A 23,918-nucleotide genomic window follows, 5' to 3' on the forward strand; every position below is an offset into this window, starting at 1 on the left:
ATAGTTGTTTGCAAAAATAATAAAAAGGCACATTCTTTTTCCTTTTACAAATCTTAGGGCTTCTGTTTAATAGTCTTATTTTTGCGCATTTTATAGCTAAAAAGGATATGGAAGGTAAAAAAGCACCGGTTGCAAGGAAAATTCCCAAAGAATTGATCAAGCACAATGATGTTCGCATAGATGATTATTATTGGATGAACCAAAAAGATGATCAAGAGGTACTGTCCTATTTAAATGCGGAAAATGCCTATTATGATTCTCTTACCGCCCATACCAAAGAATTTCAAGAATCCTTGTTTTTGGAAATGAAGGGAAGGATAAAAGAGGATGACTCTTCCGTACCTTATAAATTAAATGGCTATTGGTATAGTACCCGATATGAAATTGGTGGCGAATATCCCCTGTACTCAAGGTATAAAGATACTTTGGAAGCACCTGAAGAGGTCATGTTCAATGGTAACAAAATGGCAAAGGGCCATGATTATTTTAGCTTGGGAGGCATAGCCATAAGTCCAAATAATAAATTGGCGGCCTTTGGGGTAGATACTGTTTCTAGACGGCAATATGTTCTGCAGATAAAAAATTTGGAAACCGGTACCGTTTATGAAGATAAAATTGAAAATACTACAGGCGGCGGAGTTTGGGCAAATGACAATGAAACTTTATTTTATACCCGTAAAGACCCCGTTACCCTACGGTCAGATAAAATTTATAAGCATAAATTAGGAACGCCTACCTCAGAGGATATCCTTGTGTATCATGAAGAGGATGAAACGTTCAGCACGTTTATTTATCGGACCAAATCAAAAAAATATTTAGTTATAGGTTCTTTCAGTACTTTGACTTCCGAGTTTCGTATTCTACCTACTGCCAACCCTGATGGTGAGTTTAAGATATTCTCGCCTAGAGTACGTGGTTTGGAATATACCATTTTTCATTATGAGGATAGCTTCTATATCTTGACGAACAAGGATAAAGCCGAGAATTTTAAGATAATGAAGGTTAAAGAAGGTAATACCTGCTCTGAAAACTGGCAGGAGTTTATACCGCATAGAGAAAATGTATTACTAGAGGATATAGATATTTTCAAAGAGTACTATGTGCTTTCAGAAAGGGAAAACGGTCTTAATAAAATTAGGATAATTAGATGGGACGGAACAGAAGACTATTATTTGCCTTTCCAATCAGAGACCTATACGGCATATGTGGGCAGTAACCCTGATTTTGATACGGATATCCTAAGATATTCATACAATTCTTTATCCACGCCAAGTTCTGTGATAGATTTTAATATGAGAACTAGGGATAAAGAGATAAAAAAGGAACAACAGGTGCTTGGCGGGCAATTTAATAAAGAAAATTATACCGAGCGTAGAGTATGGGCCACTGCTCAGGACGGTGTTAAGGTGCCCATTTCCATTATTCACCGTAAAGATACTATGCTCAATGAAAATACGCCTGTGTTACAATATGCGTATGGCTCATATGGTTCTACTATTGACCCTTATTTTTCCACGGTCAGGTTAAGCCTCTTGGATAGAGGTTTTGTTTATGCTATAGCCCATGTCAGGGGAGGGGAGTATTTAGGAAGAAAGTGGTATGAAACCGGAAAATTATTGTATAAGAAAAATACGTTTACGGATTTTATAGATTGTTCAAAGTTTTTGATTGAAGAAAAGATGACCAGTTCTGACCACCTTTATGCTATGGGCGGATCAGCCGGAGGTCTTTTAATTGGTGCGGTCATTAATATGCGTCCAGACCTTTATAATGGCGTAATTGCAGCTGTACCTTTTGTGGACGTTGTTACTACTATGTTAGATGATTCCATACCGTTGACTACTGGTGAATATGACGAATGGGGCAACCCAAATGAGAAAGAATCTTATGAGTATATGAAATCGTACTCTCCTTATGATAACGTAAAGGAGCAGGATTATCCCAACATGTTGGTGACCACTGGTTTGCACGACTCCCAGGTTCAATATTTTGAACCGGCAAAATGGGTGGTCAAAATTAGGGAGCTAAAAAAGAATAATAGTGTATTGCTTTTTAACATTAATATGGAAGCTGGGCATGGAGGTGCTTCCGGTAGGTTTGAATCATTGCGTGAAGTAGCCAAAGAATATGCTTTTCTTTTAGATTTGGAGGGAAAAATCGCATAGTTGAAAAAAAATAGTAGCTTTGTAGCACAAATATTTACACTTTTAACGGGTGTAAAACTAAACATTGACCCCCCTTATGAAAAATGAGATCAGGGCTTATAATAATATCTTGGAACTAGTAGGTAATACACCGCTGGTTAAATTAAACAAAATTGCTAAAGACCTTACCGGTAATTTTTACGCTAAAGTAGAGGCTTTTAATCCAGGTCATTCTTCTAAGGATCGTATAGCAATGCATATTATTGAACAAGCAGAAAAAGCTGGACTGTTGACAGAAGGTAGTACAATAATTGAAACTACTTCAGGAAATACAGGCTTTAGTATTGCCATGGCAAGTATCATTAAAGGGTACGAGTGTATTTTGGCAGTGAGTTCAAAATCATCTATGGATAAAATAGATATGCTTCGCTCTATGGGGGCTAAGGTATATGTTTGTCCCGCACATGTTAGTGCAGATGATCCAAGATCATACTATGAGGTTGCCAAGAGATTACATAAAGAGACCAAAGGTTCCATTTATATTAATCAGTATTTTAATAAGCTTAATATGGATGCCCATTATAGAACTACTGGTCCTGAAATTTGGGAACAGACGGCCGGTAAAATCACACATTTGGTTGCCTGTAGCGGTACTGGCGGTACAATTTCTGGAACGGCACGTTTTTTAAAAGAACAAAACCCGAATATAAAGGTCATAGGAGTGGATGCCTATGGGTCGGTTTTGCAAAAATATCATGAGACCGGTAAGTTGGATACCAATGAAATTTATCCTTACCGTATAGAGGGACTTGGTAAAAACCTAATACCAGGGGCAACTGATTTTACCGTTATAGATGAATTTATAAAAGTTACCGATGCGGAGAGTGCCCACACTGCTCGTGAAATATCAAAAACTGAAGGAATTTTTGTAGGTTACACCAGTGGAGCCGTTATGCAAGCCCTTAAGCAGTTAAATGAGCTCAACACCTTTGATAAGGACAGTAATGTAATAGCGATTTTTCCTGATCATGGTTCAAGATATATGAGTAAAATATATAGTGACCAGTGGATGGAGGACCAAGGTTTTTTAAATACGACTACAGTTGAGGAGACACAAGAAGTCCAATTTATAAAGTAGAAAATACATAGATAATGTTTAAAAAAAGTGGGCTGCAAGCCCACTTTTTTTGCGTAGTAAATAATTTATGTAACCTAATCAAAATTATTTACTTTTGCAGACAGAACTGAATTAAGCAATGAAAGACTTATTTGATAGAATTTTAGAAAATAAAGGTCCTTTGGGAAAATGGGCTTCTCAGGCAGAAGGATATTTTGTATTCCCAAAATTAGAAGGCCCTATTTCTAATAGAATGAAATTTCAAGGTAAGGATGTTATTACCTGGAGTATCAATGATTACTTAGGCTTGGCCAATTTGCCGGAAATTAAAAAGGTAGATGGTGAGGCGGCCGCAGAGTATGGTGCTGCTTACCCAATGGGTGCTAGAATGATGAGCGGCCATACGGAGTTTCATGAGCAGTTAGAAAGAGAATGTGCCGCTTTTGTAGATAAAGAAGCTGCATATTTGTTGAATTTTGGTTATCAAGGTTTTATGTCGGTGATAGACGCCTTGGTCACTAAAGATGATATCATAGTTTATGATGTAGACTGTCATGCTTGTATTATTGACGGGGTACGTTTGCATATGGGTAAGCGTTTTACTTTTGTTCATAATAACGCAGAGAGCTTAGAAAAGAATTTAGAGCGTGCCACTAAATTGGCCGAGCAAACTGGAGGTGGTATTTTAGTAATATCCGAAGGTGTTTTTGGTATGCGTGGTGAGCAAGGTATCTTAAAGGAAATCGTTGCTTTAAAAGAAAAATTCAAGTTTAGATTATTGGTCGATGATGCCCATGGTTTTGGTACTTTAGGTGAAACTGGTGGTGGAGCAGGGCAAGAGCAAGGCGTGCAAGATGGTATTGATGTTTACCTTGCAACATTTGCCAAGTCTATGGCAAGTATAGGTGCATTTGTTGCTGCTGACCAAGAAATCATTGATTATTTAAAATATAATTTACGTTCCCAAATGTTCGCTAAATCATTACCAATGGTTTACGTGAAAGGGGCTTTAAAGCGTTTAGAAATGTTACGTACACAACCAGAGCTTAAAGAAAAGCTATGGGAAAACGTAAATGCATTACAAAACGGACTAAAGGAAAAAGGATTTGATATTGGTACAACTACAAGTTGTGTTACTCCTGTATATCTAAACGGTAGTATTCCAGAAGCAATGGCTTTAGTGAAGGATTTACGTGAAAATCATGGAATTTTCTGTTCTATCGTAGTCTACCCAGTAATACCTAAGGGATTAATTCTTTTACGTTTAATACCTACTGCTACGCATACGTTGCAAGATGTTGAAGAAACATTGGCGGCATTTTCGGCAATTAGAGAGCGCTTGCAGAATGGTACTTATAAAAGATTGTCTGCTGCAGTTGCGGCCGCAATGGGCGAATAAGATAATTTTTATATTAAAGAAAAGTCCGTGTTCTAGTTGAGCACGGACTTTTTTTATAGTGATTTTTTATATGTTCTTCTGCGTTTATAGACGACAGGGTCAAAATGTTTCCACATTTGTTTTATGGCAATGTTCTCCTCTAATTCTGGAGTTCTGTAGCACATATCTATCCCTTTTTCTTTGAATGTTTTGTAGTACTCATTAAAAATGACAGCGGTAACCCCTTTATTCTGATATTCGGGTAATATACCTATCAAATAGAAAATAACGTCTTTACTATTTTTTTTGGCTTTTAATAAATGGTAAAGTCCAAACGGAAATAACTTACCTTTTGCTTTTTGTAAGGCTTCTGAAAATGAGGGCATAACAATGGCAAAGGCTACCAATTTATCTTCCTTGTCCTTAATGAATTTTATATACTCCGGATTTATAAAACTGATGTATTTCTTTTTAAAATACGCTTTTTGTATTTCGGTAATAGGTACAAAGGAACTTAAGTTGGCATACGTTTTATTAAACAGGTCAAACATTTCATCTGCCATTGGCATAACCTCCTTGGTTTTCGTGAAATTAACTTCTTTTAACCCATATCGTCTTTTGACCAAATCATTTAATTTGGAGAATAGTTTTGGGTCAGCATTTTTAGCAGGAAATTTGTTTTCCATGTACTCCTTTTCCTTTACAAATCCTAGTTTTTCATAATGGTCTTTGTAGTAAGCATGGTTGTACCAAGTAATCATGGTTCCAATATGATCAAATCCTTCAATGAGTACACCAACTTTGTCCAAATTGGAAAAGCCAACGGGGCCTTCCATATATTCTAGTTGATGTTGTTTACCTATTTCGGCAACTTTGTCTAAAAGTGCTTTAGATACGTTTGGATCATTTATAAAATCAAACCATCCAAAACGCATTTTTTTTACGTTCTGCTGATCAACCTCTAGGTGGTTGACGATCGCAGCCACACGGCCTACTATGTTGTCACCATCCATAGCAAGGAAAAACCATGCTTCTGCATCTTTGAACACCGGATTTTTATCCTTGTCAAAACTTTCAAGTTCGTCGTTGATAATGGGCGGTACCCAATATTTGTTGTTTTTATATAGCGAGAACGGAAAGGTTACAAAGCGTCTTAATTCTTGCTTTGTTTTAGCTTCTTTAATACTAATCATGACACATTTTTAGAAGTGTCAATATTAGGTATATTAATTAGAACAGGAAAGTGGGAACTATTTAAAATATTGCAAATTTATAAGCCGTTTAAAAGTCGATTTCGCTGGACTCATTTTGTTTCTTTTTTTCTTTTTTCTTCAACTTTCTTAGTTGCTTTTTAGAAGGCCCTAAATCAATATCCTCGGCACCTCTTCCTTTCTTCTTTTTCTTTTTATCCTTCTTCATGGCATTTTTTTCTATAGCGCCACCATTTTGATTTGCTTCTTGGTCTTCAATAGGCTTTAAGCTGTCTTTGTGAAAATCCATTCGGTATGAGCCACCAAGACCAAAAAAGATTCGGGTTGGGGTATTTTTTAAACTTGCACCCATATTAAAATCCAATTGAATATTTTCCTTTAAGAGGTGAGCAATTCCACCTCGTAATAATAGATCCGCATAACGGTCGCTTTGAATTCCTTGATGTTCAACAAAAACGCTCCATTTGGGATTTCTAAACGCGTGAGATAGGGAAATTAAATAGCTTAGTTCGGGGTCATCTGTGGTTATCCTATCATATGCGGTATTGGTAATTAAAACGAACCTAGGTGTTAGGCGGCTTTGGGTAGCGATCATACCACGGTAGGAAATTGTTGGCTCACTTACGTAAAATGGATTGTCCCCTAAAACAAAATTGGCTCCCCCGTACAAGGATACCGCTGGTAACAGATTTTTAAATTGGAATTTATGGTTGGCTCTCCAACTATAAAGATTGGGCTTATTGGCCTCAGGATTTTTAAAAGGATCATAAATAAGATATTTTAATCCTAATCTGTTTCTTGAAAAATCCCTTCTTTTTGCCAAAAGATTAAAATTAGTATAGGTGAGATCTTGATCTTGAAAGGTGCCCTCATAACTAAGTTCTAGCTGCTCAAAAAGTAAACCATACCTAAAGGCAATATCCGTCCCCCAAATATCAGACTGTGTATTCAACAGTGTGTGATCTCTCTGTTCATAGAATAAACCCATTTCTGCTTGTACAACATTCTTACCAACGGCATAGGCACTAACGGAAAGTCCGGGCCTGTTTGAGTTTATTACATCCGTATATTGTGAAAATCCAATTAGGGGTAACAGCATCACCAAGGTTATAATGAAATGGGAAGGTTTAGAGTAGGCTAATAGACTATTCATGAAACGATTTTATATATATTTTAATAGTATGATTCTATTAATACAACGTGATAATTGTATTTTTGATATACCTAAGTAGTAATAAATGGCTTTTTTAAAAACGATATTAATTATTCTCTTGGTGTATTACCTGCTAAAATTTTTAGTTAAGTTATTTGCACCTAAAATTTTAAGTTACGCAGCTAAAAAAACAGAATCACATTTTAAGCAAGCTTTTGATAATCAACGTGCTTCTACAGAGGAAAAGGTAGGCGATGTTATTATCAATAAAAAAACTCCTAAGAAAAAGAGAGATTCCGAAAAAGTAGGTGAATACATTGATTTTGAAGAGCTAGACTAGTTATCTTTGCTTAAACACTATGTATCTTTCAAATGAAGCAAGGCTTAAAATTCTTTTTCATCCATTTTTTTGTTATTGCATTTTTTATTGTAGCAGCGCTATCCTATTTTAATCCAGTATTACAAGGAAAGGTCATGTACCAGCATGATATTGCCCAATATACGGGTATGGCCAAGGAGCAAAATGACTTTAGAAAAGCTAATGATCAAGAGCCCTATTGGACCAATAGTGCTTTTGGTGGAATGCCTACCTATCAATTAGGCGCAAATTATCCGCATAATTATATTAAGAAATTGGATAGGGTCATTAGGTTTTTACCTAGACCTGCAGATTACTTGTTCTTGTACATGCTAGGTTTTTACATCTTGCTATGCTGTTTAAAGGTAGATTATCGTTTGGCAGTGGTAGGTGCATTGGCTTTTGGGTTTTCTACATACCTCATTATTATCTTGGGTGCCGGTCATAATGCAAAAGCTCATGCTATTGCTTATCTCCCTGTGCTTTTGGCCGGTATTGTATTGGTGTTCAGAAAAAAATATTTGTGGGGTTTTGTACTTACGGCTTTGGCAATGGCATTGGAGATTACGGCAAATCATTACCAAATGACCTATTATTTTATGTTATTGGTCCTTATTTTGGGGGTAGTGTATTTGGTGTATGCAATTAAGGAAAAGGAAATTAAGCATTTTGGAGTCTCTGTAGGTATTTTGCTCATGGCAGTAATATTGGGTATTGCTGCAAATGCTACGGGTTTAATGGCTACCAAGGAATATGCAGATTGGAGCACACGTGGTAAAAGTGAATTAACCATTAATCCAGATGGTTCCCCTAAACAGAATACGGATGGATTAAGCAAAGCATACATTACCAATTGGAGTTACGGTATAACCGAATCATTAAACTTATTTGTACCAAGATTGTTTGGTGGGGCCAGTCAGGAAAATCTTGGAGAGGAGTCAAAATCTTATAATTATTTGATAGATAAAGGGTTGCCAAGGTCCAGTGCTTTGGAATTCGTAAGCGGGCTACCTCTTTATTGGGGAGATCAGCCGGGTACTTCTGGTCCGGCCTACTTGGGTGCCGTAGTATTTTTTCTATTTTTTCTGGGCCTATTCCTTGTAAAAGGTAAACATAAGTGGTGGTTGTTGTTTGGTTCGTTGATGTCGCTTATTCTTTCTTGGGGAAAAAATTTCAGTATCGTTACGGACTTTATGATTGATTATTTTCCGTTCTATGATAAATTTAGGGCAGTTTCCTCTATTCAAATTGTATTGGAATTATGTGTACCTATTCTGGCAATTTTAGCACTAAAAAAATTAGCGAAGGACAAAGTTCCTGCAATGGATAAAATTACATCTCTTAAACTTTCCACTATTGTAATAATAGGGGTAGGGATTATTTTGTTCTTGTTTAAAGGTAGTTTTGATTTTGTGGGTGCCGCAGATGAAAATTTACGTATGACCGGTTTAGAGGAACTGCCGGAAATGTTACGTCTTGATCGTAAGTCTGTCTATACCAGTGACCTTTTACGTTCATTAGGTTTTGCTATTGTTACCGCTTTGTTGGTTTGGTTCTATTTAAAACAAAAAATTAAATTTAATTATTTGGTTATAGCTATTGGTATATTGATTGTGTTTGATTTGGTCAATGTTGATTTACGATATGTAAACAATGATAATTTTGTTTCTAAACGTAAAATGTTAGAGCCCTTTAAGGAATCTGCGGCAAATAAAATGATAGCTAAGGATGATGGTGTGTACCGAGTTTTTGACCAAACTGACGGATTTGATTCTGCAAAAACAGCATATTTTCATCAGACGATAACGGGCTATCATGCAGCGAAACCTGCAGGTATGCAAGATTTGTTTGATTTTCATATTTATAATGGAAACCTGTCCGTCATGAATATGCTCAATGTCAAATATGTTATTAGACAAAATCAAGAAGGAAAAACATTTCCTATAGAGAACCCCAATGCCAACGGTAATGCTTGGTTTGTACAGGAACTATTACCTGTAAGTAATGCCAATGAGGAAATTAAGGCATTGGATAGTCTAGATACAAAGAACAGGGCCGTTTTTAATAAAACCCGGTTTTCAACAATATCCCCATTGTCCTATGAAATGGATTCTACGGCAACTATTTCTTTATCGGAATATGAGCCTAACCATTTAATATATACATCAAAAAATAAAAATGATGGTGTTGCGGTATTTTCGGAAATGTATTATAAAAATGGATGGAATGCCTATATAGATGGTAAGGCAGTAGATCACTTTAAAGTAAATTATGTGTTACGGGCACTTAATGTACCAGCTGGAAATCATACAGTGGAATTTAAATTTGAACCTGAAGTAGTGGCACAGGGCAGTAGAATTACATTGGCCAGTAATATTTTGCTTGTATTGATTTTTTTAGGAGGTATTGGTTTTACATTTTGGAAAACTAAAAAAGAAGGGGAAGCTTAATGAAAAAGGTGCTGGTCATTACCTATTATTGGCCCCCCGCTGGCGGACCCGGTGTGCAGCGCTGGTTAAAATTCGTTAAATACCTTAAAGATTTTGATGTAGAACCCATTGTTTACATTCCGGAGAATCCTCATTACCCCTTGGTAGATGAATCATTTTTAAGTGAAGTTCCTAAAGATATTACTGTATATAGCCATAAGATTTTAGAACCGTACCGATGGGCAAGCCTGTTTTCAAAAAATAAAACCAAACGTATAAGTTCCGGTATTATCAAAACTGAAAATCAATCACTGGTTGAAAAGGTATTGCTATGGGTAAGGGGAAACTTATTTATACCTGATGCGAGAAAATTTTGGGTACGTCCTTCCGTCAAATACTTGACCAAAATTATTGAAAAAGAAGAAATATCCTCAATAATAACTACAGGGCCACCACATAGTGTGCATTTAATAGGATATCATTTAAAGCAAAAATCAGCTATAGATTGGATAGCAGATTTTAGAGATCCGTGGACCACAATTGGATACCATAAAAAGTTGAAATTATCTAAACGTGCAGCCCAAAAACACAAGCGGTTAGAATCTATGGTTTTAAAAAATGCCGATAAAATTATTGTGACCAGTGCCACAACTAAAGAGGAGTTTCAAAATTTGACAAATCAACCTATTTCTGTTATCACCAACGGATTTGATAGGGAGGTAAGGCTGACATCTACATTAGATGACAGATTCACTATTTCACATATAGGCTCTATGCTCACCGGGCGCAATCCTACCAATCTTTGGAAGGTGTTATCAGAATTGATCAATCAGGACAATGATTTTAAAAAATCGCTGCTTCTTCGTTTTATTGGGGTGGTTAGTGATGAAGTGTTGGCCTCACTGGCATTATATGGCTTACAGGATAATTATGAATTAGTAGGTTATGTTTCTCACCAAGAAGCATTGGCTTTTCAGGATACATCACAAATATTACTTTTGGCCGAAATAGATTCCGTAGAAACACAAGGCATAATTCCCGGAAAACTTTTTGAGTACATGGCCGCAAAAAGACCTATTCTCGCCATAGGTCCTAAAAATTGGGAGGTTGGTTCTATAATTAACGAAACCAGCGCCGGACGTATTTTTGAATATACCAATGAAATTGAACTTAAAGATGTACTTTTAAGTTGGTTTGAAAAATATAAAGACGGGGAGCTGTCTATCTCATCCTCGGGAATTGAAACCTATAGCAGAAGGGAACTGACCCGTAAATTATCAGAATTGATCTAATGGGCATTGTACTTAGACAATCATTGAACAATACAATTATAACCTATATTGGTTTTGCCATTGGTGCGATCAATACACTTTTTTTGTATACCCGTTTTATGATACCGGAAAATTACGGTTTGATCCAAGTAATACTATCCGTTTCTGCCATACTTATGCCTATTCTAGCATTTGGGGTGCCTAATACAGTAGTTAAATTTTATTCCAGTTTTAAAGATCGCACCAAACAAGACGCATTTTTGACCCTTGTTTTGTTCCTGCCAATGGTATTAATTTTTCCAATTGCATTGCTTAGTTTTTTTGCCAATGAATTTATTGGCGATTTATTGTCCAATAAAAATCCGGTTGTTGGTAAGTATGTCTGGCATATATTTTTTGTAGGTATGGCTATGGCCTATTTTGAAATATTCTATGCGTGGTCTAGAATTAAAATGAAATCTATATTCGGGAATTTTATGAAAGAAATCTTTTGTAGGATTGTCCAAAGCGTGTTATTGATTTTATTATGGTTTAAAATCATTGATGTTTATTTTTTTATCAATGCTTTGGTTGCCGCCTATTTGTTACGAACCTTGATCATGAAGGTATATGCGTTCTACCTAAGAATGCCCAGGATGAATTTCACCCTTCCCTCTAATTGGACAAACATTGTAACATACAGTGCTTTGATCATATTAGGTGGTTCTACGGCTATTGTACTATTAGAAGTGGACAAGGTAATGTTGAACCATTTTTTAGAAATTGATAATATTGCCTATTATGCCGTTTCTGGCTTCATTGCATCAACCATTGCAGTTCCTTCAAGGGCCATGCATCAAATAACTTACCCATTAACTGCTAGTTACATCAATAACAAAGAGAAAGGAGCATTAAAATCCCTTTATCAGAAAAGTTCATTAACCTTGTTCATTGTATCGGGAATTTTATTCTTATTGATTTTTTTAAACCTTGATGAACTTTATACACTGTTGCCCAATAATTATGCTAACGGATTTATGATAGTATTTTGGATTGGACTTGCCAAGGTTTATGATGCCCTGTTAGGTAATAATAATGCTATTCTTTATAATTCTGATTATTACCGTTCTATTTTATTTTTTGGTGTATTGTTAGCTTTTTTTGCTATACTTTTTAACCTTTGGCTTATCCCTACATTTGGTATAAATGGTGCGGCAATTGCAAGTTTTAGTGCTTTTTTTATCTATAATACCTTGAAACTTATTTATGTTAGGGCCAAGTTTAGAGTTATCCCTTTTACTATAGAAACCCTAAAGGTCTTTTGTTTATTACTAAGTGTTGGATGCATTTTTTGGTTTATTGATTTTCCGTTTCATGCAATCGTGAGTATTGGACTTAAGAGTATTTTAATGATTATAGTCTATGTTACGGTTCTTTATCGCTTTAAAATATCTGAAGACGTTTACGGATTTTTAAACAAGTATTTAAAGCGTTGATTACATCCTGTTTTCTTCCTTCTTACTAGATTTTTGAATGCCATATTGCTGCTTATATATCTTTATAATGATGAGGAATAAATTAATGATAAGCGGACCAAATATTAATCCTACAAATCCAAATAACGGAATACCTATTAATACCCCAATTAGTGTTATTAACGGGTGAGTGCTATCAAGCGATTTTAGGACAAAAAGTCTAATTAGGTTGTCTGTCATGCCTACGACCAACATACCATAAAGTAATATTCCCCAAGCCTGAAACTCATTACCACTTGCCAAGCTTAATACAAAGACAGGAAATATGCCTACAAAGGTGCCTATAAACGGAATCATAGAACCAATTGTCACTATCACAAACCAAAATAACGGATTTTCAACGCCAAATATATAGAACCCTATTAACGCAATAATACCTTGGGCTAATGCAACAAGGGGTATTGCTATAGCATTTGAACGTACTACACTGTCAATTTCCTTGCCTAAGGTTACCAGGTTTTTATTACTTAAGGGGATATATTCAAGCAGTGAATCTTTAAGCTGTTTAGGGCTTTTAAGCATGTAATACAGAAGAAATAACAATATGCCCAGAGATATGAACACATTGAAAGTGCCACTTGCAAAACCTTGCATATTATCCGTTAACCAACCGGATGCCTGTTTGGGGTCAATGGTAGATGAGATATCATAATTTATATATTTCTCTACTTGAAATAATTGGTCTTTAAAAGCTTTGGTTACCTGTTCCGATTTATCTGCTAAATTTCCCAGTTCTGAACTCAACATGAATCCTGCTCCTGTCAAAGGAATGAAAATACCAATGAAAGCTATGAATATGAGCAGTATGGCCGCCCACATTCTTTTAACTCCTTTATTAATCAATTTTAGCATCCATTTTCTAAGCACTACGTAAAGCGTGAGTGCACCCAAGACTCCAGAAATATAAGGAAGCATGTATTTGATGATCAATCCGCCTAAAAAAATAATAAGAGACAATATAATGAGTTGCCTAAGAACCTTGTGATTAATTTTTTTCATTGCGGTTGTTGAAGATGGATTGTTAACTGAGTGAAAATTAAGCTTATATATGTAGCTTGGTTAACTCACATACGTATTTTAGTAGTCCTATAGTATTTTTAGCAATAACTGATAAAACCTAGTTAACTTTGGGGCTGCAATGACTTTAAAATTCACACATATAGTTGAAGAAATTTCCTGTCCATTGAGGTTGCAGGAGTATGGAGTAGGGGTGTTTCAACACATTGCAACGAAATCAGCTTTAAAAAAAGCGCTCAAAAAAAGTTTAATAACAGTTAATGGGCAAATAGCCAGTTCGGCTACCGTAATTAAAGGTGGAGAAAGAATAGAGTACCAGTTTACATCTGATCAAAAAACGAAAACACGACTTGTTCTTAAATTAGATGTGGTTTATGAAGATGAGAATTTGGCTGTTATCAACAAACCAGCGGGCATTTTGGTAAGTGGTAACGGTTTCAAAACCGTAGCTAATGCATTGGTTCAGAATCTAAACCCTAGTAAAGCGACAGATGCGGTTAGTCCTCAACCTGTACATCGTTTGGATTATGCAACTACCGGTTTACTTTTAGTAGGGAAAACCAGCAGTGTTATTACCGAACTAAATCGGTTATTTGAATTTAAAAAAATAGCTAAAGAGTATACTGCTGTTACTATTGGAGCAATGCAACCGGAAGGCAACATTGAATTGAAAATCGATGATAAACCTGCTAGTTCAACTTTTAAGGTTATGGCATCGGTGACATCAGAAAGGTTTTCATTTTTAAACTTGGTAGCACTGAGTCCGCATACAGGTCGAAGGCATCAACTTAGAAAACATCTATTATCTATTGGTCATCCTATTTTAGGAGACCCCATCTATTATTTAGAAAATTTGCTGTTAAAAGGAAAAGGAATGTATTTGCACGCAAGTAAACTTCAGTTCATACATCCTATTACACATGAGGAAATGAACATAACTTCTAGTTTACCTAAGAAGTTTATCAAATTATTTCCAGAAATGCATTTTGAACAATAAAAAAGCGCCGTAATGAATAAATTCAATACGGCGCTTTACAACTAACCAACCTAAAAACTTCTTTTAATTTCTTCTGCTACTTCTAGTGGCTGCACTAGTTCTAGAGCTTGAGCTTCTAGACGGAGCTTTACTTACGGTTCTTGAACTAGAGCTTCTACTTACCGTACTTCTAGAAGGACTCTTGGTCGCTTTTCTAGTAACTGTACTACGTTGTGTTCTTGTAGTAGTAGCGGTTCTAGTATTTGCACTTTTCCTAACGGGCTTTTTATACGTTGTTGTACTTCTTTTTACGGTTGTACTTCTTGGTGTACGTGTAACTTCTCTTTTAGTTACGGTTCTATTAGGTGTGCTACGGTTTACGGTAGTGCTTGTACTTCTTTTAACCGTACCGTTTTTAGAACTTCTGGTTACAGATCTGTTTTGAACGGCTCTACCGTTATTGGTATTACTACGTTTTACTGTTGTTGATCTTTTAACCGTTGAATTTCTATTGTTCCTTGACGTGTTATTAGAAGCTACTGTTCTACTTGTTCTTAAACCATTATCTCTTTTGGCTACAGTTCTATTACTTCTGTACGTATTGTTTCTAACCGCAACACGTTTGTCGTTTCTATAAATGTTAGCTCTATTTCTTCTTACCTTGTTATATCTATAAGGCTTACCAACATTTACATATGCCCTTCTAAAATTATTTCTGTAAGGTCTATAGTAAGAATATCTTACCGGTGTATAATACCTTCTATATGGGCTATTGAATACCAAACTAAAACCAATTGCCGGTCTAACGAACCATCTATGGAAAGGACGGTATACATAGTTTCTGTTGTATATATTTATGTAACCTGTATGGTAATCATAAAAACCACGGTTGTTGTAATACACATACATACCACCTATACTACGAACTCGGTTATTTCTATAATTAATGTTTACATCACCAATTTGACTAACACGACCATAATAATCATAATAGATAGGCACGTTTTCTACTTGAATAACTGCACCATAATCATCATATTGAGCATATGGGCTATAATCGTAACCTGAGTTGAACGTAACCCCGTTCTTACTACCTGTTACTTGGTTTTCTATATAAAAATCGAATTCACCATCTGGGTAAACAGAAAATGTAATTCCGTTTTCTATAAAAATAAATGAGTTGTCATATCTATAAGTATTGCTGGTTGCAACCTTATCTTCGCTAATACCTGAAGCGAAAACACCTGTGGTGCTAAAAATCATCGCTGTAAAAAGGAGTACTAAGTTCTTCATAATATAAGGTTTAAATCTGCCCCTTAGGCAGTTGTTCTAAATGTAATTATTTACATTCCCTTAGTACATTACAAACAGCGTGCCAAAAAACAAAACCATTGATTATTATGTTGATAATCAATGATTTAGAATATATTTGAATATTTTGTTTTTTAAGTAAAATTAATTTATTTTCTCTTTTAGGTAGTTTGCTGTGTACGATTTTTTACTTTTTACAACCTCTTCTGGAGTACCTTCGGCTAATAATTGTCCACCATTTTCTCCACCACCCGGTCCAAGATCAATGATGTAGTCTGCACATTTTATTAAGTCGATATTATGTTCAATGACTACAATAGAATGCCCCTTCTTAATTAGTGCATTAAAGGACTTTAATAATTTTTGAATATCGTGAAAATGTAAACCCGTCGTTGGTTCGTCAAAAATAAAAAGTGCCTTTTCTTTAGTGCTTCCTTTAATTAAGAAAGAAGCCAGCTTAATACGTTGTGCCTCACCACCGGATAGAGTAGAAGATGATTGCCCTAAAGTTACATAGCCTAAACCTACATCTTGTAAAGGTTTTAACTTGGTTACAATTTTGGTTTGCTCTCCGGTTTCAAAAAACTTTATAGCATCATCAATGGTCATATTAAGTACATCGTCAATGTTGGCATTATTGAAGGTTACTTCCAATACTTCTTTTTTAAACCGTTTACCGCCACAAGTTTCGCATTCTAAATGCACATCTGCCATAAACTGCATTTCTACGGTAATTTCACCTTCTCCTTTACATTTCTCACATCTTCCTCCATCAACATTAAATGAAAAATGCTTTGCCTGGTAGTTTCTAATTTTGCTCAGTTTTTGACCAGCATACAAGCTTCTAATGTCGTCATATGCTTTTATATAGGTAACAGGATTAGAGCGTGAAGACCTACCAATGGGGTTTTGGTCTACAAATTCTACATGCTTAATATGTTTAAATTTACCTTCAACGGATGTATGCTGACCTGCTTTTTCTCCATAACCACCAGTTTCTTTTAATACAATAGGATACAGCAGTTTCTTCACCAAAGTACTTTTTCCACTACCGGATACTCCTGTAACCACCGTAAGCATATCTAATGGAAAAGTTACATTGATATTTTTTAGGTTGTGTTCGCGCACGCCATTTATGGTAATATGGTTTTTTGAAGTTCTACGTTCTTTGGGAACTTTGATCTCCATTTTTCCATTTAAATACTGTGCTGTGAGCGATTTTGATTTAAGTATTTCAGTAAGGGTACCTTGAGCTACTACTTCACCGCCATGTGTACCGGCTTCCGGACCTATATCAATAACCACATCTGCAGCTTTCATGATATCCTCATCATGTTCAACTACAATTACGGTATTTCCTAGATTACGTAACGAGAGCAAGACTTCAATTAAATTTTCAGTATCTCGTGGATGCAAACCTATACTTGGTTCATCTAATATGTACATTGATCCTACCAGACTACTACCTAATGAAGTTGCCAAATTTATTCGCTGACTTTCCCCACCTGATAGGGTATTGGATTTTCTATTAATGGTGAGGTAATTTAATCCCACCTTATCCAAAAATCCTAAACGAGTGTTTATTTCAACCAAAAGCCTTGACGCAATTGTAGCATCATTTTCATTCAGCTCAAGTTCATTAAAGAAGGTTATTAATTTTTCTATGGATAAACCAACTAAAGAAGAAATAGAGGCTCCTCCAACTTTTACATAATCCGTTTCCGGTCGTAAACGTTTTCCATTACAGACATTACATTTGGTTTTTCCTCTATATCTAGAGAGCATTACCCTATTCTGAATTTTATAGCTTTTTTCTTCTAACATTCCAAAGAACTTATGAAGTCCTATAAAATGAGCATTTCCGTCCCATACCAGTTGTTTTTGCTCTTCAGAAAGCTCAAACCATGGTTTATGAATAGGAAAATCATATTTATAGGCCGAGTTGACCAGTTGATCTCTGTAAAAACTCATGCTTTCTCCTCTCCATGGGAAAATTGCATTTTCATAAACGGATAATGCCGTATTTGGTACAACTAAATCTTCATCGATACCAATAACATCTCCGTAACCTTCACATTTAGGACAGGCACCATACGGATTGTTAAAGCTAAAAAGGTGAACATTTGGTTCTAAAAATGTCATGCCATCCAGCTCAAACTTATTGCTAAAAAGTGTTTGTTCGCCATCTGCCAATTCCTCAATCATACATTCGCCTTTACCTTCAAAAAAAGCAGTATCCACAGCATTTGCCAGGCGATTATAAAAATCCTCGTCGTCCTTGGTAATGATCCTGTCAATTACTAGATCAAATTGCTTGCCAATATCTTCGGGTGCTTGGTCAATGCGAATTACCTTATCATTATGCTTAATACGTGCATACCCTTGTTTTGAAAATAACTCCAAAGATTTTAGGGCATCTCTATCTTCACGAATGGTAATAGGGGCCAGAAGTAATAACTTTGTGCCCTCATCATAGCTTTTAACATAGTCCACAACATCGGTTACGGTATGCTTTTTTACTTCCTTGCCAGAAATAGGGGAGAATGTCTTACCTATACGTGCATATAATAGTTTTATATAATCATAAATCTCTGTAGTGGTACCTACCGTAGATCTTGGGTTGGTAGAGTTTACTTTTTGCTCAATAGCAATAGCCGGGGCTATACCTTTAATATAATCTACTTTTGGTTTGTCTAGCTTGCCCAAAAACTGTCGGGCATAAGAAGATAAACTTTCTACATAGCGTCTTTGACCTTCTGCATACAGTGTATCAAAAGCTAAACTAGATTTACCAGAACCAGATAAACCGGTAATGACAACCAGTTTATTTCTAGGTATTACAACATCTATATTTTTAAGGTTGTGCAGTTTTGCTCCCTTGATTATAATGTTTTCTTTCGGATTTACTTCGGTAAGTGTAGGCATATAATGATCTAATTTTACAAAGATACGCTTTGCCTTTTTTCTTTTCTAAAAAATGAAAGATCAACTAAATTCCCAGAAGAAATTTTCACATTTTTATAAGAGTATTATTTTTTTTCTATCTTTGATGCCTAATAAAATTTAATCAGCCTATAAAGCAACTTTACTTTTTTTAAGTTAAAATTAGTACTACTGGTATCCTTTTCAACGAAATAGGAACCATATTTTAACCCTTAAAGTAAAGTTTATGGTTGTAAAGATTGAAGATTCCCAATTAGTTAAAAATTATATTCAAGGAGACGAAAAGGCCATAGAGGCTTTGATAAATCGTCATAATTCACGATTAACCGGTTTTATCTATTCTAAAGTTGGAGATAGGGAATTGACCGAAGATATTTTTCAAGATACGTTTATGAAAGTGATCCGTACCTTAAAGAAAGGTGCCTATAATGAAGAAGGTAAATTTTTACCTTGGGTCATGAGAATTGCACATAACCTAATCATAGATCATTTTAGAAAGCATAATAGAATGCCTATGTATAATAGTAGGGAAAGCTATAATATTTTTTCTTTGTTGGGTGATGATAAACTTGACGCCGAGCGACAATTGATCAAAGAACAGATTGATACGGACTTGGTTAGAATGATCAAGGAACTGCCAGAAGATCAGCAAGAGGTTTTGCAAATGCGTATATATAAGAACATGAGTTTTAAGGAAATTTCCGATAATACGGGTGTCAGTATTAATACGGCTTTAGGCAGAATGCGTTATGCATTGATCAATCTTAGGAAGTTGGTAGAGGCAAATAGTATAGTTTTAACGAATTAATTGGTTACAGGTCGAGTGGATCTACTATCTTCATAAATGTATCGTTCTTTAGTTGAACCTAAACAACAAATACTATGGAGAAAATTTACACCGATAAATCTGAAAAATGTACATTAATTAAAGCCAAGCCAGAAACAATAAATTTTTTATTGGCCTATTCCAAGTCTTTAAATGTAACGGAAGCCAAGGGAATACAATTTGAAAGTAATTTAAATTAAGTTCCTATATCATATATATAAACCTCTTGGACGAAAGTCTAAGAGGTTTTTTTTTATTAAGGAATTGCTATTAATCTAATTAACTAAGGTACACCAAGGTAATTTATCCATATAATAGTATAAGGCATACTCATAATTCCTAATTTATAGGTTATGCCAGTTGGTCAGCTTGGCTATAGTACGGCCCCCGTAATAGTTACTTCAAAATTTCTCACCGAACTTTCCATATTGTTATTTATTGTGTGGAAATATACTTTTTCGATGTTTCACATCATAAAATTGCTGTTTGACAACATACTTTTTTGAACAGTACCCCTTTTCTATAGTTTTATATCAGAATTAAAAAGCAAACCTAAATAACCAATTAGATTTCCCAATCTAGTAACCTTAAAAGAAAGTAACTCGTATGAAACTACAAATTGAAGACTCAGAATTAGTAAGGGATTACATCAGTGGTAACGAAAGTGCCCTTGAAATCTTGATCAACAGACACAATCAGCGTATTACTAGTTTTATCTATTCTAAGGTATTGGATAGGGATATTACAGAGGATATATTCCAAGATACCTTCATTAAGGTCATTAAAACCTTAAAAAAAGGAAAATATAGTGAAGAAGGTAAATTTTTGCCTTGGGTAATGAGAATTTCTCACAACCTGATCATTGATCACTTTAGAAGAAATAAGAGAATGCCTATGTTTGAAGGTAGTGATGACTTCAATATTTTTTCTGTAATAGGTGATGATAAATTAAATGCCGAAAAGCAACTAATAAAAAATCAAATAGATACTGATCTAAGACAATTGGTAGAAGAATTACCAGATGATCAAAAAGAAGTTCTTTTAATGCGTATCTATAAGGATATGAGCTTTAAAGAAATTTCAGAAAACACGGGAGTAAGCATTAACACGGCCTTGGGGAGAATGCGTTATGCCTTGATCAACCTTAGAAAAATCATAGATAAAAACAATATTGTTCTTACGAATTAATAGTTAGGAAAATAGGGTAGACAATATTTCCAATTTTACGGCGTTATTTTATTGTAACAACGTAGGAAGTATGGAAAAAATTTACTCTAATTACCAAGAACAGGCCGAATTTCTTAAAGTATGTCCTAAGACAATCAATTTCTTGTTGAGTTATTCTCAAGCACTTTACGAATTTGAGCACAACGATTTAAGTTTCGAAACATTTTTAAACTAATAAAAGACCCGTTTTTAACGGGTCTTTTTCTTTTTGTAGTATTCGTTAATTACTGATTTTCTACCTATAGTTTTTGTAATTATATCCTTTTCCAAGTTCCAACCTCGTGCAGGTGAATACTGTCTACCATACCAAATAATCTGTAAGTGTAAATCATTCCAGATTTCTTCAGGAAACAAGCGTTTGGCATCTTTTTCCGTCTGTACAACATTTTTTCCATTACTAAATCCCCACCTATACAATAATCTATGAATATGGGTATCTACGGGAAATGCAGGTATTCCAAATGCTTGTGAAATAACTACACTTGCAGTTTTGTGCCCTACGGCAGGTAATTCTTCTAAATCTGCAAGATTTCTAGGTACTTCACCATTATGTTTGTCTATCAAAATTCTTGACAAGCCATGAATACCCTTTGCCTTCATAGGGGACAAACCTACGGGCTTAATAATTTCTCTAATCTCATCTATGCTCAATTTTACCATATCATAAGGATTGTCCGCTACTTTAAACAGTAATGGGGTTATTTTATTAACCCTAACATCTGTACTCTGTGCAGACATTAATACTGCAATCAATAATGTGTATGGATCTTTATGGTCTAATGGAACAGGAATTTCTGGGTATAGTTCTTGTAACTTGTCAATTGTAAAAGCTATTTTTTCGGCTTTCGTCATTAATTGTTTAATTTTGAATGAAAATATTTAAACACAAATTTAAAAAATATCATAGATGAATACATTAAAAGTTGGAGATAAAGTACCATCGTTTTCTGCCAAAGATCAAGATGGGAATACGGTGAACCTATCGGACTATAAGGGAAAAAAACTTATCGTATTTTTCTATCCAAAGGCTAGTACTCCTGGTTGTACTGCAGAGGCATGTAATTTAAGGGATAATTATGCAGAATTACAGTCAAATGGGTATGAACTTTTAGGGGTAAGTGCAGATTCTGAAAAAAGGCAGACCAATTTTAGAAATAAATATGAGTTTCCTTTTCCTTTATTGGCAGATGAAGATCATACGGTAATCAATGCATTTGGTGTGTGGGGACCCAAAAAATTTATGGGCAGAGAGTATGATGGCATACACAGAAAAACCTTTGTCCTAGATGGAGATGCTACGGTCCTTAAAGTGATAGATAAGGTGAAGACCAAAGACCATGCAGCTCAACTGCTAGATCAGTAATTGTTACTACCATAAAAAAAGGAGCGTCTATATTTTAGATGCTCCTTTTTTTTCTAGTGTAAAAAATTCTTATGATTCTTGAAGTTCTTCCTCATTGTCTTTTCTACTGAAAAGATTTTTTTCCTTTATAATTTCAGCAATTCCTTCAGGCAACATTTTTTCCCATCCATCTTCATTGTTCATTAATTTTTTAAGTACGTCCCTTGAGAAAATATGCATAATGTCCGGTTCGTAATCTATAATATCCATTACCTTACCATTGTATTTAAAGAATTTATACAACTCTTTCATACGTGGATGTACCTTAACATTATTACTGGTCATTATCTGTCCCGTATCAGCATTCTTCATTGGGTAAAGATAAACTTGAAGATCTTTAAAGAATAGTTTACCAAAAGCCTCTAAGATTCCGCCACTCAAATGTCTGTAGTATTTCTCATCAAAAATATCTACCAGATTGTTTACACCCATGGTAAGACCAATTCTATTTTTGGTAAAGTTGTTGAAATATTCTACCAATTTGTAGTATTCTTGGAATTTGGATATCATTACAGAATGACCAAGAGAACATAAAAGTTCTGCTCGGTCCATAAAGTCCTGCTCATCAATTTCACCAGAAGCCTTTAAGTTAGAAAGGGTAATCTCAAAAATGACGATAGTGTTATTTTGGTCTACTTGAGAATCCCGTATAAAAATATCATAGGACTTCTCAAACATATCTAGATTAACTTTGGTTACCGGTCTAAAACTACCGCGTAAAGCCAAAATATTCTTCTTGTACAATACAGCTGCAGGCAAGAGGTTGTTGCCATCTGGGCCAAACATCACCGCATCTGTCATATTATTTTTAATAAGTTGTAAACTCATTAAACGATTGTCGACATCTTTAAAATTGGGGCCGGAAAAGTTTACCATATCAATTTCCAAGGTATCCTTATCAATATGGTCATATAGATATTTCAACATTTTCTTAGGCTTATGGTACTTATAAAAAGCGCCATAAATTAAGTTGACACCAAGGGTTCCCAGGGTTTCTTGTTGTAGACGAGCCTCATTCTGTTTAAAACGTATATGTAAGATTATTTCGTCCCATTCTTTTTGGTTTGGGTCTAGTTGGTAACGAATACCTACCCAACCATGGCCTTTGTATCGTTTAGAAAAATCTATGGTTGCAACGGTATTTGCATAGGAAAAGAATAGCCTATCCGGGTGATTTTCCCTGCTTATACGCTCTTCCATTAGCTGCATTTCATGAGTAAGCATGGTTTTGAGACGGGCCTGTGTTACATAGCGGCCATCTGCCTCAATACCATAGATAGCGTCGCTGAAATCCTTATCATAGGCACTCATTGCTTTTGCAATGGTACCAGAAGCTCCGCCCGATCTAAAAAAGTGGCGGGCAGTTTCTTGTCCAGCGCCAATTTCTGCAAAGGTTCCATATATATCCGGGTTTAGATTAATACGTAACGTTTTTGCTTTGATCGAAGGAATGTTTTCAAAAACACTATCTTTTTTTAATACGGATGCCATTTTAACCTATTTATCTTTTGAACAAAGTTATAAAGAATGGTCGTTACATTTGGCAAATGCCCCAAAAAAATGGAATAAGTTTCATTCTACTCTTAATTATGCTTTCATACATTGATCTTCTAATTTTGGGTCTTAATTCTGATAAAAAGG

19 protein-coding genes are annotated in these 23,918 nt (G+C 35.2%); 12 read left to right on the forward strand and 7 right to left on the reverse strand.

The window, feature by feature from the left end:
- The first annotated feature begins 107 nt into the window (after positions 1-107).
- From ABVM52_RS15050 to ABVM52_RS15060, 3 genes are all read left to right on the forward strand, one after another.
- Positions 108-2,165, forward strand: coding sequence for a S9 family peptidase (locus ABVM52_RS15050; protein ID WP_405381897.1), 2,058 nt, complete (start codon positions 108-110; stop codon positions 2,163-2,165).
- A gap of 76 nt (positions 2,166-2,241) precedes the next feature.
- Entirely contained in the window at positions 2,242-3,282 is a 1,041-nt protein-coding gene (locus ABVM52_RS15055) for a PLP-dependent cysteine synthase family protein (protein ID WP_405381898.1), read from the forward strand.
- A 118-nt stretch (positions 3,283-3,400) separates the two neighbouring features.
- On the forward strand, positions 3,401-4,660 hold the full coding sequence (locus tag ABVM52_RS15060; protein ID WP_405381899.1) for an aminotransferase class I/II-fold pyridoxal phosphate-dependent enzyme: 1,260 nt from the start codon (positions 3,401-3,403) through the stop codon (positions 4,658-4,660).
- A 53-nt stretch (positions 4,661-4,713) separates the two neighbouring features.
- Here ABVM52_RS15060 and ABVM52_RS15065 read toward each other — a convergent pair whose 3' ends face one another.
- Both ABVM52_RS15065 and ABVM52_RS15070 read right to left on the reverse strand, forming a co-directional pair.
- Positions 4,714-5,832 carry a GTP cyclohydrolase gene (locus ABVM52_RS15065; RefSeq protein ID WP_405381900.1) on the reverse strand — a complete coding sequence of 373 codons (1,119 nt, stop codon included), beginning with the start codon at positions 5,830-5,832 and terminating at the stop codon, positions 4,714-4,716.
- A gap of 88 nt (positions 5,833-5,920) precedes the next feature.
- On the reverse strand, positions 5,921-7,003 hold the full coding sequence (locus tag ABVM52_RS15070) for a transporter (protein WP_405381901.1): 1,083 nt from the start codon (positions 7,001-7,003) through the stop codon (positions 5,921-5,923).
- An 85-nt stretch (positions 7,004-7,088) separates the two neighbouring features.
- On the opposite strand from ABVM52_RS15070, the gene ABVM52_RS15075 reads away from it, so the two are divergent.
- Genes ABVM52_RS15075 through ABVM52_RS15090 form a run of 4 tightly spaced genes read left to right on the forward strand, consistent with a single transcriptional unit; the run spans position 7,089 to position 12,536 of the window.
- On the forward strand, positions 7,089-7,343 hold the full coding sequence (locus ABVM52_RS15075; RefSeq protein WP_405381902.1) for a DUF4834 family protein: 255 nt from the start codon (positions 7,089-7,091) through the stop codon (positions 7,341-7,343).
- Positions 7,344-7,375: 32 nt separating this feature from the next.
- Positions 7,376-9,811 carry a YfhO family protein gene (locus ABVM52_RS15080; protein WP_405381903.1) on the forward strand — a complete coding sequence of 812 codons (2,436 nt, stop codon included), beginning with the start codon at positions 7,376-7,378 and terminating at the stop codon, positions 9,809-9,811.
- The gene (locus ABVM52_RS15085; protein WP_405381904.1) at positions 9,811-11,082 is read left to right on the forward strand and encodes a glycosyltransferase family 4 protein; all 1,272 of its coding nucleotides are present in this window, start codon (positions 9,811-9,813) and stop codon (positions 11,080-11,082) included. Before ABVM52_RS15080 ends, ABVM52_RS15085 begins: the two co-directional genes overlap by 1 nt.
- Complete coding sequence (locus tag ABVM52_RS15090) at positions 11,082-12,536, forward strand: lipopolysaccharide biosynthesis protein (RefSeq protein WP_405381905.1); 1,455 nt, start codon at positions 11,082-11,084, stop codon at positions 12,534-12,536. The genes ABVM52_RS15085 and ABVM52_RS15090 overlap by 1 nt, the downstream gene beginning before the upstream one ends.
- Here the strand turns inward: ABVM52_RS15090 and ABVM52_RS15095 are convergent, their stop codons facing one another.
- Entirely contained in the window at positions 12,537-13,574 is a 1,038-nt protein-coding gene (locus ABVM52_RS15095) for an AI-2E family transporter (RefSeq protein WP_405381906.1), read from the reverse strand.
- Between the two features lie 139 nt (positions 13,575-13,713).
- On the opposite strand from ABVM52_RS15095, the gene ABVM52_RS15100 reads away from it, so the two are divergent.
- Positions 13,714-14,589, forward strand: coding sequence for an RluA family pseudouridine synthase (locus tag ABVM52_RS15100; protein WP_405381907.1), 876 nt, complete (start codon positions 13,714-13,716; stop codon positions 14,587-14,589).
- 63 nt (positions 14,590-14,652) lie between these two features.
- Here the strand turns inward: ABVM52_RS15100 and ABVM52_RS15105 are convergent, their stop codons facing one another.
- A complete protein-coding gene (locus ABVM52_RS15105; protein WP_405381908.1) occupies positions 14,653-15,861 on the reverse strand; it encodes a hypothetical protein in 1,209 nt (402 codons plus the stop codon).
- 162 nt (positions 15,862-16,023) lie between these two features.
- Positions 16,024-18,804 carry an excinuclease ABC subunit UvrA gene (uvrA, locus tag ABVM52_RS15110; RefSeq protein ID WP_405381909.1) on the reverse strand — a complete coding sequence of 927 codons (2,781 nt, stop codon included), beginning with the start codon at positions 18,802-18,804 and terminating at the stop codon, positions 16,024-16,026.
- Between the two features lie 244 nt (positions 18,805-19,048).
- Here uvrA and ABVM52_RS15115 point away from each other — a divergent pair, with 244 nt between their 5' ends.
- From ABVM52_RS15115 to ABVM52_RS15125, 3 genes are all read left to right on the forward strand, one after another.
- Entirely contained in the window at positions 19,049-19,630 is a 582-nt protein-coding gene (locus ABVM52_RS15115; RefSeq protein WP_405381910.1) for a sigma-70 family RNA polymerase sigma factor, read from the forward strand.
- Positions 19,631-19,704: 74 nt separating this feature from the next.
- Positions 19,705-19,848, forward strand: a complete 144-nt coding sequence (locus tag ABVM52_RS15120; protein ID WP_405381912.1) for a hypothetical protein — start codon at positions 19,705-19,707, stop codon at positions 19,846-19,848.
- A gap of 406 nt (positions 19,849-20,254) precedes the next feature.
- Entirely contained in the window at positions 20,255-20,836 is a 582-nt protein-coding gene (locus tag ABVM52_RS15125; RefSeq protein ID WP_405381913.1) for an RNA polymerase sigma factor, read from the forward strand.
- A 228-nt stretch (positions 20,837-21,064) separates the two neighbouring features.
- On the opposite strand, the gene nth is transcribed toward ABVM52_RS15125, so the two are convergent.
- Positions 21,065-21,727 (reverse strand): endonuclease III domain-containing protein, encoded by a 663-nt coding sequence (gene nth / locus ABVM52_RS15130; protein WP_405381914.1) that lies wholly within the window; start codon positions 21,725-21,727, stop codon positions 21,065-21,067.
- 55 nt (positions 21,728-21,782) lie between these two features.
- Here nth and bcp point away from each other — a divergent pair, with 55 nt between their 5' ends.
- Positions 21,783-22,238: a thioredoxin-dependent thiol peroxidase gene (bcp, locus tag ABVM52_RS15135; protein WP_405381915.1), complete on the forward strand. Its 456-nt coding sequence runs from the start codon at positions 21,783-21,785 to the stop codon at positions 22,236-22,238.
- A 69-nt stretch (positions 22,239-22,307) separates the two neighbouring features.
- On the opposite strand, the gene ABVM52_RS15140 is transcribed toward bcp, so the two are convergent.
- Positions 22,308-23,768: a TonB-dependent receptor gene (locus tag ABVM52_RS15140; RefSeq protein ID WP_405381916.1), complete on the reverse strand. Its 1,461-nt coding sequence runs from the start codon at positions 23,766-23,768 to the stop codon at positions 22,308-22,310.
- Positions 23,769-23,918 lie beyond the last annotated feature (150 nt).

The organism is Maribacter sp. LLG6340-A2 (assembly GCF_045057105.1).
GTDB lineage: Bacteria > Bacteroidota > Bacteroidia > Flavobacteriales > Flavobacteriaceae > Maribacter.